Below are 15,291 nucleotides of genomic sequence, written 5' to 3' on the forward strand. Positions count from 1 at the left end.
GCGAAAAACGCATGGTGCAGAAAACATGCAAGAGAAGCAACTACATTTGTGGAAGCCGTTCAAGCCTGGGAGTAATATAGACGACACAGCGACAAAAGACTTGCCGTCGCACTTCTCAACACACCATGTCGAAATGGCAATAGAGCAGCAAGGTACGCATCATGAAACTCATCGATCCCATCACCAAATTCCACGCCGAGTTGCAAAAGATCCGGCGCGACATCCACGCTCACCCCGAACTGAGCTATGAAGAAGTACGCACCTCCGACGTCGTCGCGCAAAAGCTGACTGAATGGGGCATCCCGGTGGTACGCGGCATGGGCGTCACCGGCGTGGTCGGCATCATCAAGGGCGGCGACGGTGCGCGTGCGATCGGCCTGCGCGCCGACATGGATGCATTGCCGATGCCGGAACTGAACACCTTCCCGCACGCGTCCAAAAATGCCGGCAAGATGCACGCCTGCGGTCACGACGGCCACACCACCATGCTGCTGGGCGCGGCGCACCACTTGTCGCAGCATCGCGATTTCAACGGCACCGTGTATGTGATTTTCCAGCCGGCCGAAGAAGGCGGCCGCGGCGCCGAGCGCATGATCCAGGACGGCCTGTTTGAAAAATATCCGATGGACGCGGTGTTCGGCATGCACAACTGGCCGGGCATGAAAGTCGGCACCTTCGGCGTCACGCCGGGACCGATGATGGCGTCGAGCAATGAGTTCGAAGTGATCGTCAAAGGCAAGGGTTCGCACGCGGCGCAACCGCACAAGGCCATCGACCCGGTGATGACGGCGGTGCAGATTGCACAGAGCTGGCAGACCATCGTCTCGCGCAACGCCAATCCCAACGATCCGGCGGTGCTGTCGATCACGCAGATCCACGCCGGCAGCGCCACCAACGTCATTCCCGACAACGCCACCCTGATCGGCACCGTGCGCACCTTCAGCACACCGGTGCTGGACATGATCGAACGCCGCATGAAGGAAATCGCCGAACATACCTGCGCCGCCTTCGATGCCGAAGTCGATTTCACCTTCAACCGCAACTACCCGCCGCTGATCAATCACGCCAGGGAAACCGCGTTCGCCGTCGAAGTCCTGCAAGGCATCGTCGGCGCCGACAATGTCAATGCCACGGTCGAGCCGACCATGGGCGCGGAAGATTTCGCCTTCATGCTGCAGCACAAACCCGGCTGCTATGTCTTCATCGGCAACGGCGAAGGCGGCCATCGCGACAGCGGCCACGGCCTCGGACCATGCAACCTGCACAACCCGAGCTACGACTTCAACGACGATTTGCTGCCGCTCGGCGCGACCTATTGGGTGCGTCTGGCGGAGGCCTTCCTGAAGCCGCAATAAACTCTCTTGATTGCATTAAAAACGGCGGGCCGTCACAACATGGCGCCGCCGTTTTTTATTGCGAGCTTGCTTCGTGACTTACTTGGTCAGAATCGCTACAGCCTGCTTGCCGTAGTTCACGATGTAACCACCGTTCTCCTGTTGCCAGGCGCGTGCGGTCGACTCGTCGGGAAACCAGTTCTGCTCGAAGTCGCCGAACTGGCCCTGCTCGAAGCGATAGCGATCCAGTACGGCCGTGTCGCAGCGATCAATCTCCTGCTTGCAGACGTCCCAGCCGGGGAATCCGAGTTCGCGCGCCAGCGTATGCAGGATATGTTTCAGCTGCAGGGTTTCACGCACGTTGTAGAGATCGGTGACGGCGAGCTCCGGCATGAGACCGGCGTCGATCACCCGGCGCAGCACCGGCAAGGCTTTGCTGGGTTGATCGGCGCGACCGTCGCGCACTAATCGCCGTGCGTGTCGACGCAGGAATTCGCTGTTGCAGCAGGGTTCGCCGGCAGCAGTACGCAATTCGGTGCGCAATTGTTTGAACAGGGGATGGGAGGTAGACCACATAACGTTCCTTTCATATTGACCGTTCTCGCTACGGTCATATCAAGGTTTCAACGTCAGGGCATATCCGAAAAGGAAGGTGCGCGTAACAATGAGCAGGTGCATCAGCTTTCGCGAGACCGGGCCCCCTGTCAGGCCCGGCGCCATTGTAGCGGCTTTCGCGCGGGGTCTGCAACCGCAAGCCGCAAACTATGTTCATCAGCTGTTGTTTCGGGCATCATCGCAAGACAAACCATAACAAGGAGAAACAATGAAACTGCTCGCCGACATCCTGGTGGCGCTGATCGCCGTGCTGCACGTCTGGATCCTGGTGCTGGAGATGTTCCTGTGGACCAAGCCGCTGGGGCTGAAGACTTTCCGCCAGTCGCGCGAAGCGGCCGAGGCGTCCAAGGTGCTGGCCGCCAACCAGGGCTTGTACAACGGCTTCCTGGCAGCCGGCCTGGCATGGGGACTGATCTCCGGCGACGGCGCGATCAAGCTGTTCTTTGTGGCATGCGTGCTGGTGGCGGGCATCTATGGCGGCCTCACCGCCAAGCGCTCGATCCTGTACGTGCAGGGATTGCCGGCCTTGCTGGCGTTGCTCGCGCTGCTGGCGGTGCGCTAGTTCATTGCTGCGGTGACGCGGTCTGCCCGGCCACCGTGGCCTGGCGCAACAGGCGGATGTCGCCGTACCAGGCTTCCACTTTTTCCTCGGTGTTGTCGGTGTCGGTGAGCACGCCGACGCCGATCAACCGTCCCGGTTGTTCGCCGTAAACCTTCACGTAATCGTCGACGATGTTGCGCTGGTAGCTGACCCACTGGCCGACGTTGGCGGCGCCGCTCTCGGCCACCAGCATCTGGATGCGGCCGGTGCGCGTGTTGGCGATGACGGTCTCCTTGGGCGCCTTGTTTTCCCAGATGTACATCAGCGTGGCGTAGGGGAAGTCATGTCCCGACACCAGCTTGGCGGTGTCGAACAGGATGGTGTCCATGAAGGACAGCTTGTTCTTGTCGCCGTCGAAGGCCAGTACGATGCGCACTGGTGAATCTTCGGTATCGCGGAAACGATTGTCGGCGGTCTTGATCAGGGACGAGGTCTTCCAGCTCCAGGTCAGCCACGGTTGCTTGACCGGATCGATGTTGACCTGATGGCGCAGGCCCGACGAGGCCTTGTCGGCGAAGGCGCGCAATATCGTGCGGTCGCCGTCCTTGATCAGACTGTATTCCGTCTCCTTCTTCTTGCGCATGAAGATCAACGGCTCCCAGTCCTTCGGCAAACCTTCCGCCGGATTGCTCGAGAACAGCGCCAGCGCCTGGTCCAGCTTGACTTGCTTGGCGACCGGGTCGTGAACTTTTTGCGTGTTGGCGCAAGCGGCGAGAATGGCGACCGCGCCGGCCAGCATGGCCAGGCGCAGGGAAGACGGCAGCGACGATGTGACAACAGACTTCATGGATTCTCTACAAGTGACGAAGATGGAAAGATGGCGGGCGGCCGTTCAGTTTTGCTGGCGCAGGATATTGATGAACATCTTGCCTATCGACGACAGGGTGGCGTTTTTGCGGGTGACGATACCATAGTGCTCGATGCGGGTCTTCAAATGCACGGGCAGGATGCACAGCATCTGCTTGGCCGCGAAGAAGTGCGCGATATCCAGCGGCATTACCGCGACCATGTTCGATTGCGCCAGCAAGGTGACCGTAACAAAGGGAGATGCCGTTTCGATAACATTGGCCGGCACCTTCATTCCCTCCAGCTTGAATTCGTGCTCGATCCAGATGCGCATCGGCATATTGCTTGAGTACAGGATCCACGACGAGGTCGACAATTCCTGCAGGCGCACCTTCTGCGCGGTCGCCAGGTGATGATCAAGCCCGGTGACGATGCACATCGGTTCGCCGCGCAGCATTTCATAGTTGTACAGCTGCGGTTGCGAACTGACCGAGGAACGCCCCACCATCAGGTCGATGCGGCCCTGATCCAGCAACAACAACTGGCGCGCGCTGGTGTCTTCGGTGATTTCGATCGAGACTTCCGGCTGCACCTCGCGCAGGCGCGTCAGGGCGCGCGTCACCAGCGGCGCGGCGCCCATGATGGTGCCAATCGACAATCTGCCGCCCTGCCCGGTCAGCATGCCTTGCAACTCGTCGCGCAGATTGCTGATATCGCTCTGGATCAGGCGCGCATAGCGGATCACGCAGCGGCCCAGCTCGGTGGCTTCGATGCCGCGCGTCGAACGGTCGAACAGCGTGACGCCCAGCGCCGACTCCATTTCATGCAGCGCCTTGGTGGCGGCCGGCTGCGTCATGTGCATGACTTCGGCGGCCTTATGCAGCGAACCCTGCTCGTCGAGCGCCGTCAGCAAGGCTACCTGCTTGAAGCGCAGACGGCTGACGATGGCGCTCACCGAAGGCAAAACCGCAGGCGTTTCCTGAGTTGCCTGCAGTTGGTTATCACCCGATGAATTAAGGTCATTAGACATCGTTGTGGAAGCCTCTTATATTTTGTGCAGCAAAAACATAATGCTAACGCATCCATACTCGTGAGGATGTGAATAATTTCATGGAGACATTGGCGAAATTAATCTGAGCGCGACTGCATACAGCAGCGGCGCGCGGTTGATTCGACCTGCCGGCGCCTATGCTGCGCCACAGCATCCGATGCGCGCGGCGCCATCGCCGGATGTCTCCATATCAACATCGGAGACAACGTGAGACTGATTCAATTCGAAGATCGCCAGGGTAGCCGCAAGGTCGGCATCGTGTGCGGCAAGGCCATCAACGTGGTTTCCCAGGTCAACACCATGCATGAGCTGGCCCTGCTGGCGATTGCCGAAGGCAATTCGCTGGAGCGCCAGGCGCAACTGCTCAATAGCAATACCCAGGAAGATTACGCCGCCATCCTCAAGGAAAACCGCATCCTGGCGCCGCTGGATCATGCCGACCCGGCGCACTGCCTGGTGTCCGGCACCGGCCTGACCCATCTGGGCAGCGCCTCCACGCGCGACAAGATGCACCAGAAACTGGACGACGACGAAAGCGCCATGACCGACACCATGCGCATGTTCAAGTGGGGTCTGGACGGCGGTCGTCCGGGTCGCGGCAAGGTCGGCGCGCAGCCGGAATGGTTCTACAAGGGCGACGGCGATATCGTGGTCAATCCGGGCGCAGCATTTCCGATGCCTGAGTTTGCCGAAGATGCCGGTGAAGAGCCCGAGCTGACCGGCCTGTACATCATCAGTGAAGACGGCCAGCCGCATCGCCTCGGCTTCGCCATCGGCAACGAATTTTCCGATCACGTGGTGGAGCGCAAGAATTACCTGTACCTGGCGCATTCGAAGCTGCGCTATTGCTCCTTCGGCCCCGAGCTGCTGGTCGGCGAATTGCCCGCCAACCTTGTCGGCATGAGCCGCATCCGCCGCGACGGCCGTGTGATCTGGGAGAAGGAATTCCTCTCCGGCCAGGACAATATGTGCCACGCCATCGAGAACCTGGAGTACCACCACTTCAAGTACAACCAGTTCCTGCGTCCGGGCGACATCCACGTGCATTTCTTCGGCACCGCGACGCTGTCGTTTGCCGACGGCGTACGTACCCAACTGGGCGACACGTTTGAAATCAGCTTGCCGGATTTCGGCGAGCCGTTGGTCAACGGCATTGCACGCGAGCAGTCGCGCATTGCTATCGACGGCATCAAAGTACTTTGATTTTTATTTAACAAGTTTCAGGAATCTAGTCGTTACCGAAAGAAAAGCGCCCATCAAGAGGCGATTGCCGATACGCTCACCGGACCGGACACCGATCCGCAGCGCATCAATAATGAATTGTCCTGCGTAGCGGACCTCCCGGTCCGGCCAGGCCTCAGCAAGGAGACCCAGCAATGCCAACACACTTCCATCCGACGTGCGTCATGAAGACGTCTGCATCTTCTGTTCCATCTGTCCGTCCATCCATGCTTTGGATCGCTGCCTGATTCGCCACCGGACTCTGCGGCTTCCCGGAATCAGCCGCCGTCCCGAAGACTTCTGGAGACTTCATGCATTACACCTTTGATTTCATGAGCGTGTTCGTCAACTGGCCCCGTCTGCTCGAAGGCGCCTGGCTGACGGTACAGTTATCCGCGCTTTCCATCGTATTGGGCTTTGTGGTCGGCACGCTGTGCGCCATCGCCTTCAAGAGTAAGAGCTGGCTGCTGCAGGCACTGGTCAAGACCTATGTCGAGATCATCCGCAATACGCCGCTGCTGGTGCAGGTGTTCCTGGTCTATTTCGGCCTGGCGAGCATCGGCTTGCGCCTGACTGCGGAAACCGCCGCCGTGATCGCGCTGACCGTCAACGTCGGCGCCTACACCGCAGAGATCATGCGCGCCGGCATCAACTCCATCCACCCCGGCCAGATCGAAGCGGCCGAATGCCTGGGCATGTCGAAGTTCCATGTCTACTGGCATGTGGTGTTGCTGCCCGCGGTCGAACGCGTCTATCCGTCGCTGACCAGCCAGTTCATCCTGCTGATGCTGGCATCGAGCATCACCTCGCAGATCTCTGCCGAAGAACTGACCGCCACCGCCAACCTGGTGCAGTCGGAAACCTTCCGCAGCTTTGAAGTGTATGTGGTGATCGCCGTTGCCTACCTGGCCCTGTCCTTCCTGTTCCGCGCCGCGTTCTGGCTGATCGCGAAGACAGCGTTTGTGCGCAAGCGCCGACTCGGCACCAATCTGTAAGGAGACCACGTGACCTCATTTACCTTTTTACATGTCGAATACCTGCTGCAGGCAGCGGTCTGGACCATCGTCCTGTCGCTGGTGGCGTTCGCCTTCGGCGGCGTGGCCGGCTTCGTAATCGCGCTGTGGCGCGTCTCGCCCAACAAGACGCTGCGCGCCATCGCCAGCTGGTACATCCAGATCGTCCAGGGCATCCCGCTGCTGGTGCTCCTGTTCGTGGCCTACTTCGGCCTGGCGATTGCCGGCTTCAAGCTGTCGCCGCTGGTGGCTGCCGGAATTTCGTTTGCAATCTATTGCGCGGCCTTCCTCGGCGAGATCTGGCGCGGCTGCATCGAAGCGGTGCCGAAGACACAGTGGGAAGCATCCGAATGCCTGGGCTTCAACCGCTTCGAACAATTGCAGAAAGTGATCCTGCCGCAGGCGTTCAAGATCGCCATCCCGCCGACCGTCGGCTTCATGGTGCAGATCGTCAAGAACACCTCGCTGGCATCGGTGATCGGTTTCGTCGACCTGTCGCGCGCCGGCCAGATCATCAACAACTCGACTTTCCAGCCGTTCACCGTGTTCGGCTGCGTAGCCCTGATTTATTTTTGTCTCTGCTATCCGCTGTCGGCGCTGAGCAAGCACTTTGAAAGGAAATTGAATGTCAGCAATCGTTAGCATCAACAATCTGCACAAGAGCTTCGGCACGAACAAGGTGTTGAACGGCGTCTCTCTGGATGTGCAGAAGGGCCAGATGGTTGCGATCATCGGCCGCAGCGGATCGGGCAAGAGCACCTTGCTGCGTTGCCTCAACGGACTGGAGCGCATCGACTCGGGCGACATCAATGTCTGCGGCCATGACATCCATCATCCGGACAAGCTCAACCTGCGCGAACTGCGCAAGCAGGTCGGCATCGTGTTCCAGAGCTACAACCTGTTCCCGCACGTGACGGTGGAGCGCAACATCACGCTGGCGCTGACCACCATCAAGAAGATGGCGACAGCAGAAGCGAAAAAAATCGCGCACAATGTGCTGACGCTGGTCGGTCTGGAAGGTAAAAAGGAAGCCTATCCTGAGCAACTCTCCGGCGGCCAGGCGCAACGCGTGGCGATTGCCCGTTCGCTGGCGATGGCGCCGGAACTGATGCTGTTCGACGAAGTGACGTCGGCGCTCGATCCGGAACTGACCGGCGAAGTATTGAAGGTCATGGAAGACTTGTCCAAGCAGGGCATGACCATGGTGCTGGTCACGCATGAAATGGCATTCGCGCGCAAACTGGCCGACGTGCTGGTGTTCATGCATCAGGGAAAAGTCTGGGAAATGGGGCCTCCGGACGAGCTGTTCACCAATCCCAAGACCGCTGAACTGGCGAAGTTCGTCAGCAGCGAGTTGTAATTTGTAAGATTTGCTTCACTACTTTGCAGTCAAAATCGATACCTCAGGAGACAACATGAAAACTTTATCCAGCTTCACCAAAAAAGCCGCCGCCGTCATGCTCGGCCTGGCCTGCTTCGCCCAGGTTGTCCACGCCGACACGCTGGCCGACATCAAGGCGCGCAAGAAAGTGCTGATCGCCGTCGACCTCGGTGCGCCCCCGTTCGGCATGACCAACGCCAAGCTGGAACCACAAGGTTCGGACGTGGAAACAGCACGCGCGCTGGCCAAGGATCTGGGTGTGGAACTGGAAATCGTGCAAGTCACCGGCCCGAATCGCGTGCCTTTCCTGATGACCGGCAAGGCCGACATGGTCATCGCCACATTCAGCATCACGCCTGAGCGCGCCAAGGTCATCACCTTCACGCATCCGTACGGCGCCTCGCAATTCGTCGTCGCCGCACCGAAGGGCACCGCCATCAAGAGCCTGGCCGACCTGGCCGGCAAGCGTATCGCCGTCGTGCGCGGCAACATGCAGGATTCCCTGCTGACGCCGCTGGCGCCAAAGGGCGCTACCATCGTGCGCTTTGACGATGATGCAACCGTCACCGCTGCGATCGTGTCGGGCCAGGTCGACGGTCTGTGCACACCGAATGCGCTGGCTGCAGCGATCGCTCGCCAGAACCCATCCAAGGGCCTGGAAACCAAGTTCGCGATCAAGGACATCCCTTACGCCATCGGCATCCGCCAAAACGAACCTGAACTGCAAAAATGGCTGAACGCCTGGGTCGACACCAACACCAAGAACGGTCGTCTGGGCCAGATCTATCAGCAATGGGTCGGCACACCGATGCCTGACCTGGCGCAATTTGCAGCGAAGTAATTTGCAGTGAAGTAAGCACGCATCACGTGAGCAGCAACATGCACACTGCGGCCGGCGTCACGCATCAACGTACGCCGGCCAACCTGCATGACATTCTCTACGCTGCCGATATTTGCCGATTTTTACCGAGATCATCATGAAACCTATTTCTCCCGTCATCCGATTGAATCCTGTCGATGATGTTGTCATTGCGCGCCGCCAACTGATCACCGGCACCATTCTCGAAGAAGAGAACGGTCTGCGGGTCGGGGCACTGATCCCTGCCGGACACAAGATGGCGACACGCGCCATCGCCGTCGGCCAGCCGATCAAGCGTTATGGACAAATCATCGGCACCGCCAGCCAAGCCATCGAGCCAGGTCAGCACGTGCACACGCACAATCTGGCCATGGCGGAGTTTTCGCGCGAGCACTCCTTCGGCGCCGACTTCAAGCCTGTCGATTATGTCGACACGCCTGCCACCTTCCTGGGCATCAAACGTGCCGATGGTCGCGTCGCCACGCGCAATTACATCGGTGTGCTGACCTCGGTGAACTGCTCGGCCACCGCCGCGCGCGCGATTGCGGATTACTTCCGCCGCGACATCCATCCGGAAGCTCTGGCCGATTTCCCCAATGTCGACGGCATCGTCGCGCTGACCCACGGCCTCGGCTGCGCGGTCGACTCGGAAGGCGAACCGCTGGCAATGCTGCGCCGCACGCTGGCCGGTTACGCCAAACATCCGAACTTCGCGGCGGTGCTGATCGTCGGCCTCGGTTGCGAAACCAACCAGATCTCGGGCCTGCTGGAAGCGCACAACCTGAAAGAGAATGAGTACTTCCACACCTTCACGATCCAGAGCACCGGCGGCACCGCCAAGACGGTTGCGCTCGGCATCGAGAAGATCAAGAAGATGCTGCCCAAGGCCAATGACGTCAAACGTGAACCGGTCCCGGCCAGCCACCTGACGCTGGGTCTGCAATGCGGCGGCTCGGACGGTTATTCGGGCATTACCGCCAATCCGGCGCTGGGCTCAGCAGTAGACTTGCTGGTCAGGCACGGCGGCACCGCGATCCTGTCGGAGACGCCGGAGATCTATGGCGCGGAACACTTGCTGACGCGTCGCGCAGTGTCGTCGGAAGTCGGCGAAAAGCTGCTGGCGCGCATCGCGTGGTGGGAAGAATACTGCGCCAAGAACGGCGCCGAAATGAACAACAATCCATCGGCGGGCAACAAGGCCGGCGGCCTGACGACCATCCTGGAAAAATCATTGGGCGCCGTCGCCAAGGGAGGTACCTCCAACCTGATGGACGTCTACAAGTATGCAGAGACGGTGACGGCCAAGGGCTTCGTCTTCATGGATACGCCCGGCTACGATCCTATCTCTGCAACCGGCCAAGTCGCCGGCGGCGCCAACATGATCTGCTTCACCACCGGTCGCGGCTCGGCCTATGGCTGCGCACCGTCGCCATCGCTGAAACTGGCGACCAACACGGCGCTGTGGCAACGCCAGGAAGAAGACATGGACATCAACTGCGGTGAAATCGCCGACGGTCTGGCCACGCCGCAGGAAATCGGCGCCAAGTTCTTCCAGATGATTCTCGACACCGCTTCGGGCAAGAAGACCAAGAGCGAATTGCATGGCTACGGCCAGGATGAATTCGTGCCTTGGCATATCGGCGTCTATACCTGATGGCCTGATCGCCTGATCGTTTCTTCTCCTTGCTGTCGCCGGCGCTGTTTTTGCCGGCGGCAGTTTTTCCATCGAGGGGTTGCGACATGCTTCAAGCAATCCCGACCGCGCGTCTTGAAGCATCTCTCAGTATCTCATTCGCATTTCAGCACCGTCCCTGACATTCAATTGGAGCACGCATGACACACGCATTCACGACGCAGGCGCATCTGCCTGAAGATCATCAGCAAGCAACACTGGTCGGCCGCATCTGGCAACCGGGAGTCGGCCCCGTGCTGGTCAAGGTACAGGCCGACGGCGTGTACGACCTGACCGCCGTCGCAGCAACCTCTAGCCAACTGCTCGAGCTCGACAATCCCGCCGCCGCAGTGGCGCAAGCCAAGGCGCCGCGCCTGGCGTCGCTGGAAGACCTGCTGGCCAACGCCGACGTTGCCACGCGCGATACGTCGCGTCCATGGCTGCTGGCGCCGATCGATCTGCAGGCGGTCAAGGCCAGCGGCGTGACTTTCGTCGCCAGCATGCTCGAGCGCGTGATCGAAGAACAGGCGCGCGGCGACGCCGGCAGGGCGGAATCGGTGCGCACGGCGATCACCGCCGTGATCGGCGACAACCTGTCGAGTGTGGTGCCGGGTTCCGACGGCGCCGCCAAGCTCAAGGAAGTGCTGCTGGAGCAAGGCGTCTGGTCGCAATACCTGGAAGTCGGCATCGGTCCCGACGCCGAGATCTTCACCAAGGCGCAGCCGCTGTCGTCGGTCGGCCTGGGCGACGAAGTCGGCATCCATCCCAAGTCGGTCTGGAACAATCCCGAACCGGAAATCGTGCTGGTCGTGAACAGCCGCGGCGCCACACTGGGCGCGACACTCGGCAATGACGTCAACCTGCGCGACTTCGAAGGCCGCTCCGCCCTGCTGCTGGGCAAAGCCAAAGACAACAACGCCTCGTGCGCCGTCGGGCCTTTCATTCGTCTGTTCGATGCAAATTTTTCAATTGACGACGTGCGCCGTGCCGAACTTACAATGCGGGTAGACGGTACGGAAGGCTTTACGCTCAAGGGCAGCAGTTCGATGTCGATGATCAGCCGCGATCCGCTGAATCTGGTGGAGCACGCCATCGGCCCGAATCACCAGTATCCGGACGGCCTGGTGCTGTTTCTCGGCACCATGTTTGCGCCGACGCAGGACCGCTTCGGACCGGGACAGGGTTTTACCCACCAGGTCGCCGACGTGGTCACGATCGCGACGCCGAAGCTGGGCGCGCTGGTGAACAAGGTCAACTTTACCGACAAGGTCGCACCGTGGACATTTGGTCTGACGGCGCTGCTCAAGAATCTCGCACAACGCAAACTCATTTAAAGGAAATACCATGTCGCAATCCTCTGGACGCCTGGCCGGCAAGACCGTGCTGATCACTGCCGCCGCGCAAGGCATCGGCCGCGCGTCGGTCGAACTGTTTGCACGTGAAGGTGCGCGCGTCATCGCGACCGACATCAGCAAGCAGCATCTGGATGAACTGGCCGGCATCGCCAACGTGGAAACGCATCTGCTGGACGTGACCGACGACGCCGCGATCAAGGCGCTGGTGGCCAAGGTCGGCGCGGTAGATGTGCTGTTCAATTGCGCGGGCTACGTTGCCGCCGGCAACATCCTGGATTGCGACGACAAGGCCTGGGACTTCTCCTTCAACCTCAACGCCAAGGCGATGTTCCACACCATCCGTGCGGTGTTGCCGGGCATGCTGGCGAAGAAGTCCGGCTCGATCGTCAACATCGCGTCCGCAGCATCGAGCGTCAAGGGCGTGGCGAATCGCTTCGCCTACGGCGCCAGCAAGGCGGCCGTGGTCGGCCTGACCAAATCGGTTGCCGCGGATTTCGTGGCGCAAGGCGTCCGTTGCAATGCCATCTGCCCGGGCACCATTGAATCGCCGTCGCTGAACCAGCGCATCACCACGCAAGCCAAGGAAACCGGCAAGAGCGAAGCGGAAGTGCGCCAGGCTTTCGTCGGCCGTCAACCGATGGGCCGCATCGGCAAGGCCGAAGAAGTCGCGGCGCTGGCACTGTATCTGGCGTCGGAAGAGTCGGCATTCACTACCGGCGCGATCCACATGATCGACGGCGGCTGGTCGAACTGATCGATGTAAAAATTGACGCGGCGATGTAGTTTGCTACATCGCTATGCTGATGCTCTCGCAGCCCCTGCCGATCCTGGATCGCAGGGGCTGCGGTGTTTTTGGCACTCCGTTCATGAGCCACCGGGGCCGTTCTTTTATTTTCGTTTTCGATACCGGCAGCATTGTTCGGCGCGCAGGAATGGGCATAATGCAGTTCTTGTTCATCTGAAACTGCCCACTCCATTTCCATGTCCCCACATCCAATCCAGATCGCTTTCGAGACTCCCATGCAACTCGGCGAATGCCCGTTATGGCACGCCGGCGAAGGCGCTCTGTACTGGATCGACATTCCCGGCCGGGCGGTCCATCGCCTGCACGAGAGCAGCAAGGCGCACCGCAGCTGGCCCATGCCGGGAGAGCCGGGATGCATTGCAATTCATGCCGACGGCGGCTTGCTGGTGGCGTTGCGCGATGGACTGTTCCATCTTGATACGGACAGCGGCAATTTGATTCGATTGCACGATGCGCCTTACGACGTCACTAAACTTCGATTCAACGATGGCCGCTGCGATGCGATGGGACGCTTCTGGGCCGGGACAATTTATGAACCGCGCGATCAGGATCTGGGCAGTTTGTTTTGTTTCGATCATGGGCAGTTGCGCGATGCGGCGCATCCCGTGACTACCTCCAACGGCGTAGCGTTCAGCAACGACAAGCGGACGATGTTCCATTCGAACACCCCGGCGCACCGCATCGATGCCTACGATTTCGATCTCGCTAGCGGCCGGACGGGCAACAAGCGCCTGTTCAAGCAATTCGATACGGACAAGACGGCGCCGGATTACGGCGGCCGCCCCGATGGCGCCGCAGTCGATAGCGAAAATGCTTATTGGTGCGCCATGTTTGAAGGCGGACGCGTGCTGCGGCTTTCATCCGCCGGCGATATCTTGCAGGAGATCAAATTGCCAGCTCGCTGCCCGACGATGATTGCCTTTGGCGGTGAGGATTTGCGCACGTTATACATCACCACGGGCCGGAACGGGCGTAGCGAAGCCGAGCTCGCGCAGTATCCTCATTCTGGTTGTGTAATGTCGGTACGGGTGGATGTTCCAGGCTTGCCGGAGTTTTCGTATCGGGGGTGAGGCTAGACGTGTTGAGTTCTTTGCGCCGGAATTTGATCGCACATGACGATGTTACTTTCGCAGTCCGGCTCTCTCCGCCATGTGCGTGACCGGGTCGCATTGCCTGTTTGCCAATGAAATTGCGATATTCTGAGCCAGCGCCAGCAAAGCTGTTCAATTTCAGCGACAATCACGGTCACGCTTGCCCCAAGACTTGCTTTCTTTTCTAGTTGTTATGAGAAAATAGCTTCAAGTGTTTGCGGATGATATTCCCTCTCCGCACAAGCGATTCAATTTCGATATTCAACAATATTTACTCTAGCGAAAACTCCATGTCGATGAAAAAATTTGCCCTCAAACTCACTGCCGCAGCCGTCGCCCTGATCGGCCTGCAAACTTCCAGCTACGCCGTTGATTCCGTATCCGTGGAAGGCGGCGCCGGCTCCAAGGTTCAGATGCTGCGCCTGGGCGCACAATGGGATTGGAAGAACACAGCGTGGTGGCAATCGAATGGCACGCATATCGGCGGGTACTGGGATCTGACAGTCGCTGAATGGCATGAAAAGCGTTACAACAACACCGACAGCAGCAAGAACTTCACCGACATCGGTTTCACACCGGTCTTCCGTTTCCAACGCGATGACAAAAAGGGTTTCTACGGCGAAGCCGGCATCGGCGTCCATCTGTTCTCCTCGCTGTACAACAACGACACCAAGAAACTGTCGACTGCATTCCAGTTCGGTGATCACCTCGGCACTGGTTATGTGTTCGCGAACGGCCTGGACGTTGGCGTGAAGCTGCAGCACTTTTCGAACGGCGGCATCAAGCAGCCGAACGGCGGTGTAAACTTTGCGGTTCTCAAAGCTGCTTACCGCTTCTGATTGTTTGAACGGCTGTCGATTCTGACAGCGAGAATAAAGAAACCGGTCACTGACCGGTTTTTTTACGCCTGGAGGTTTGGGGAGATGCTTACTCAGGAAGTCAGGAGTAGCGAATTCCACATCAACTGATGTTGGGGGTGCAAGTCAGATCATGAGTCGCCTCAGATCATGATTTGCCTGGCGAGGTCGCTGAAGATACTTTATTCGCTTATTGCTGAAGATGGCGGCGCCATGGGTGCAAATCATGGGAGAGGGGCATTGATTTTCTTGCTGATTTCCTGAGCGATCGCGGAAGTTGGGAGGTTATAGAGGATGTACGAGGCTATTAGTAGGCGCGAATTGCACGTGAAACCGGAAGAGTATTGATGGTTTTGCGAGTGGATTGGGGTGAGTTTGCCGGAGTGGCCGAGGCGGATGTGCCTGAAACGAAGCGATGGTGGGGAGAGGAAGCGCAGCCGAATGGCCTTGAAAGGTAAAACGGCGCCTGGAGTTGGCGTTGGACGGGATAAGACGAGGAGGATTGTGTCTGAAGTGAAGCAAATTGACAAATGAATCGGACAGCAAAAAGCCCCACACCTGATGGTATGGGGCTTAAGCTTAATTAATAGCCTGACGATGACCTACTTTCACACTGGTTGCAGCACTATCATCGGCGCGAAGTCGTTTCA

The 15,291-nt window shown here is 59.2% G+C and carries 15 protein-coding genes; 12 read left to right on the plus strand and 3 right to left on the minus strand.

From position 1 onward, the window contains the following. Positions 1 to 161: 161 nt before the first annotated feature. A complete protein-coding gene (locus tag E4P32_RS16860; RefSeq protein ID WP_116434687.1) occupies positions 162 to 1,355 on the plus strand; it encodes a M20 aminoacylase family protein in 1,194 nt (397 codons plus the stop codon). Between the two features lie 78 nt (positions 1,356 to 1,433). Here the strand turns inward: E4P32_RS16860 and E4P32_RS16865 are convergent, their stop codons facing one another. Continuing rightward, positions 1,434 to 1,910, minus strand: a complete 477-nt coding sequence (locus E4P32_RS16865; RefSeq protein WP_116434686.1) for a hypothetical protein — start codon at positions 1,908 to 1,910, stop codon at positions 1,434 to 1,436. A 247-nt stretch (positions 1,911 to 2,157) separates the two neighbouring features. Here E4P32_RS16865 and E4P32_RS16870 point away from each other — a divergent pair, with 247 nt between their 5' ends. Next, complete coding sequence (locus E4P32_RS16870) at positions 2,158 to 2,511, plus strand: DUF1304 domain-containing protein (protein WP_116434685.1); 354 nt, start codon at positions 2,158 to 2,160, stop codon at positions 2,509 to 2,511. 1 nt (position 2,512) lies between these two features. Here the strand turns inward: E4P32_RS16870 and E4P32_RS16875 are convergent, their stop codons facing one another. Continuing rightward, on the minus strand, positions 2,513 to 3,337 hold the full coding sequence (locus tag E4P32_RS16875) for a DUF3047 domain-containing protein (RefSeq protein WP_199525642.1): 825 nt from the start codon (positions 3,335 to 3,337) through the stop codon (positions 2,513 to 2,515). A 45-nt stretch (positions 3,338 to 3,382) separates the two neighbouring features. After that, on the minus strand, positions 3,383 to 4,366 hold the full coding sequence (locus E4P32_RS16880) for a LysR family transcriptional regulator (protein ID WP_116434684.1): 984 nt from the start codon (positions 4,364 to 4,366) through the stop codon (positions 3,383 to 3,385). A gap of 228 nt (positions 4,367 to 4,594) precedes the next feature. Here E4P32_RS16880 and araD1 point away from each other — a divergent pair, with 228 nt between their 5' ends. The 10 genes from araD1 (at position 4,595) to E4P32_RS16930 (ending at position 14,623) form a co-directional block, all read left to right on the plus strand. Continuing rightward, a complete protein-coding gene (gene araD1 / locus E4P32_RS16885) occupies positions 4,595 to 5,590 on the plus strand; it encodes an AraD1 family protein (RefSeq protein ID WP_116434683.1) in 996 nt (331 codons plus the stop codon). 329 nt (positions 5,591 to 5,919) lie between these two features. Beyond that, positions 5,920 to 6,603, plus strand: coding sequence for an amino acid ABC transporter permease (locus tag E4P32_RS16890; RefSeq protein WP_116434682.1), 684 nt, complete (start codon positions 5,920 to 5,922; stop codon positions 6,601 to 6,603). A 9-nt stretch (positions 6,604 to 6,612) separates the two neighbouring features. Then, positions 6,613 to 7,263, plus strand: a complete 651-nt coding sequence (locus E4P32_RS16895) for an amino acid ABC transporter permease (protein ID WP_116434681.1) — start codon at positions 6,613 to 6,615, stop codon at positions 7,261 to 7,263. Further along, on the plus strand, positions 7,247 to 7,981 hold the full coding sequence (locus E4P32_RS16900) for an amino acid ABC transporter ATP-binding protein (protein WP_116434680.1): 735 nt from the start codon (positions 7,247 to 7,249) through the stop codon (positions 7,979 to 7,981). Before E4P32_RS16895 ends, E4P32_RS16900 begins: the two co-directional genes overlap by 17 nt. A 55-nt stretch (positions 7,982 to 8,036) precedes the next feature. Then, positions 8,037 to 8,843 (plus strand): transporter substrate-binding domain-containing protein, encoded by an 807-nt coding sequence (locus tag E4P32_RS16905; RefSeq protein WP_116434679.1) that lies wholly within the window; start codon positions 8,037 to 8,039, stop codon positions 8,841 to 8,843. 136 nt (positions 8,844 to 8,979) lie between these two features. Continuing rightward, positions 8,980 to 10,515, plus strand: a complete 1,536-nt coding sequence (locus E4P32_RS16910; RefSeq protein WP_116435290.1) for an altronate dehydratase family protein — start codon at positions 8,980 to 8,982, stop codon at positions 10,513 to 10,515. A 179-nt stretch (positions 10,516 to 10,694) separates the two neighbouring features. Then, a complete protein-coding gene (locus E4P32_RS16915; protein ID WP_116434678.1) occupies positions 10,695 to 11,867 on the plus strand; it encodes a fumarylacetoacetate hydrolase family protein in 1,173 nt (390 codons plus the stop codon). A 10-nt stretch (positions 11,868 to 11,877) separates the two neighbouring features. After that, positions 11,878 to 12,642 carry an SDR family oxidoreductase gene (locus E4P32_RS16920; protein ID WP_016832898.1) on the plus strand — a complete coding sequence of 255 codons (765 nt, stop codon included), beginning with the start codon at positions 11,878 to 11,880 and terminating at the stop codon, positions 12,640 to 12,642. A 227-nt stretch (positions 12,643 to 12,869) separates the two neighbouring features. Next, positions 12,870 to 13,763, plus strand: a complete 894-nt coding sequence (locus E4P32_RS16925; protein ID WP_116434677.1) for an SMP-30/gluconolactonase/LRE family protein — start codon at positions 12,870 to 12,872, stop codon at positions 13,761 to 13,763. Between the two features lie 311 nt (positions 13,764 to 14,074). Further along, entirely contained in the window at positions 14,075 to 14,623 is a 549-nt protein-coding gene (locus tag E4P32_RS16930) for an acyloxyacyl hydrolase (RefSeq protein ID WP_116434676.1), read from the plus strand. Positions 14,624 to 15,291 lie beyond the last annotated feature (668 nt).

The organism is Herbaspirillum sp. 3R11 (assembly GCF_004563925.1).
GTDB lineage: Bacteria > Pseudomonadota > Gammaproteobacteria > Burkholderiales > Burkholderiaceae_D > Herbaspirillum.

Coding starts and splice junctions, on each gene's coding strand:
- E4P32_RS16860 (WP_116434687.1), top strand. CDS start 162: ATGAAACTCATCGATCCCATCACCAAATTCCACGCCGAGTTGCAAAAG.
- E4P32_RS16865 (WP_116434686.1), bottom strand. CDS start 1,910: ATGTGGTCTACCTCCCATCCCCTGTTCAAACAATTGCGCACCGAATTG.
- E4P32_RS16870 (WP_116434685.1), top strand. CDS start 2,158: ATGAAACTGCTCGCCGACATCCTGGTGGCGCTGATCGCCGTGCTGCAC.
- E4P32_RS16875 (WP_199525642.1), bottom strand. CDS start 3,337: ATGAAGTCTGTTGTCACATCGTCGCTGCCGTCTTCCCTGCGCCTGGCC.
- E4P32_RS16880 (WP_116434684.1), bottom strand. CDS start 4,366: ATGTCTAATGACCTTAATTCATCGGGTGATAACCAACTGCAGGCAACT.
- E4P32_RS16890 (WP_116434682.1), top strand. CDS start 5,920: ATGCATTACACCTTTGATTTCATGAGCGTGTTCGTCAACTGGCCCCGT.
- E4P32_RS16900 (WP_116434680.1), top strand. CDS start 7,247: ATGTCAGCAATCGTTAGCATCAACAATCTGCACAAGAGCTTCGGCACG.
- E4P32_RS16905 (WP_116434679.1), top strand. CDS start 8,037: ATGAAAACTTTATCCAGCTTCACCAAAAAAGCCGCCGCCGTCATGCTC.
- E4P32_RS16910 (WP_116435290.1), top strand. CDS start 8,980: ATGAAACCTATTTCTCCCGTCATCCGATTGAATCCTGTCGATGATGTT.
- E4P32_RS16915 (WP_116434678.1), top strand. CDS start 10,695: ATGACACACGCATTCACGACGCAGGCGCATCTGCCTGAAGATCATCAG.
- E4P32_RS16920 (WP_016832898.1), top strand. CDS start 11,878: ATGTCGCAATCCTCTGGACGCCTGGCCGGCAAGACCGTGCTGATCACT.
- E4P32_RS16925 (WP_116434677.1), top strand. CDS start 12,870: ATGTCCCCACATCCAATCCAGATCGCTTTCGAGACTCCCATGCAACTC.
- E4P32_RS16930 (WP_116434676.1), top strand. CDS start 14,075: ATGTCGATGAAAAAATTTGCCCTCAAACTCACTGCCGCAGCCGTCGCC.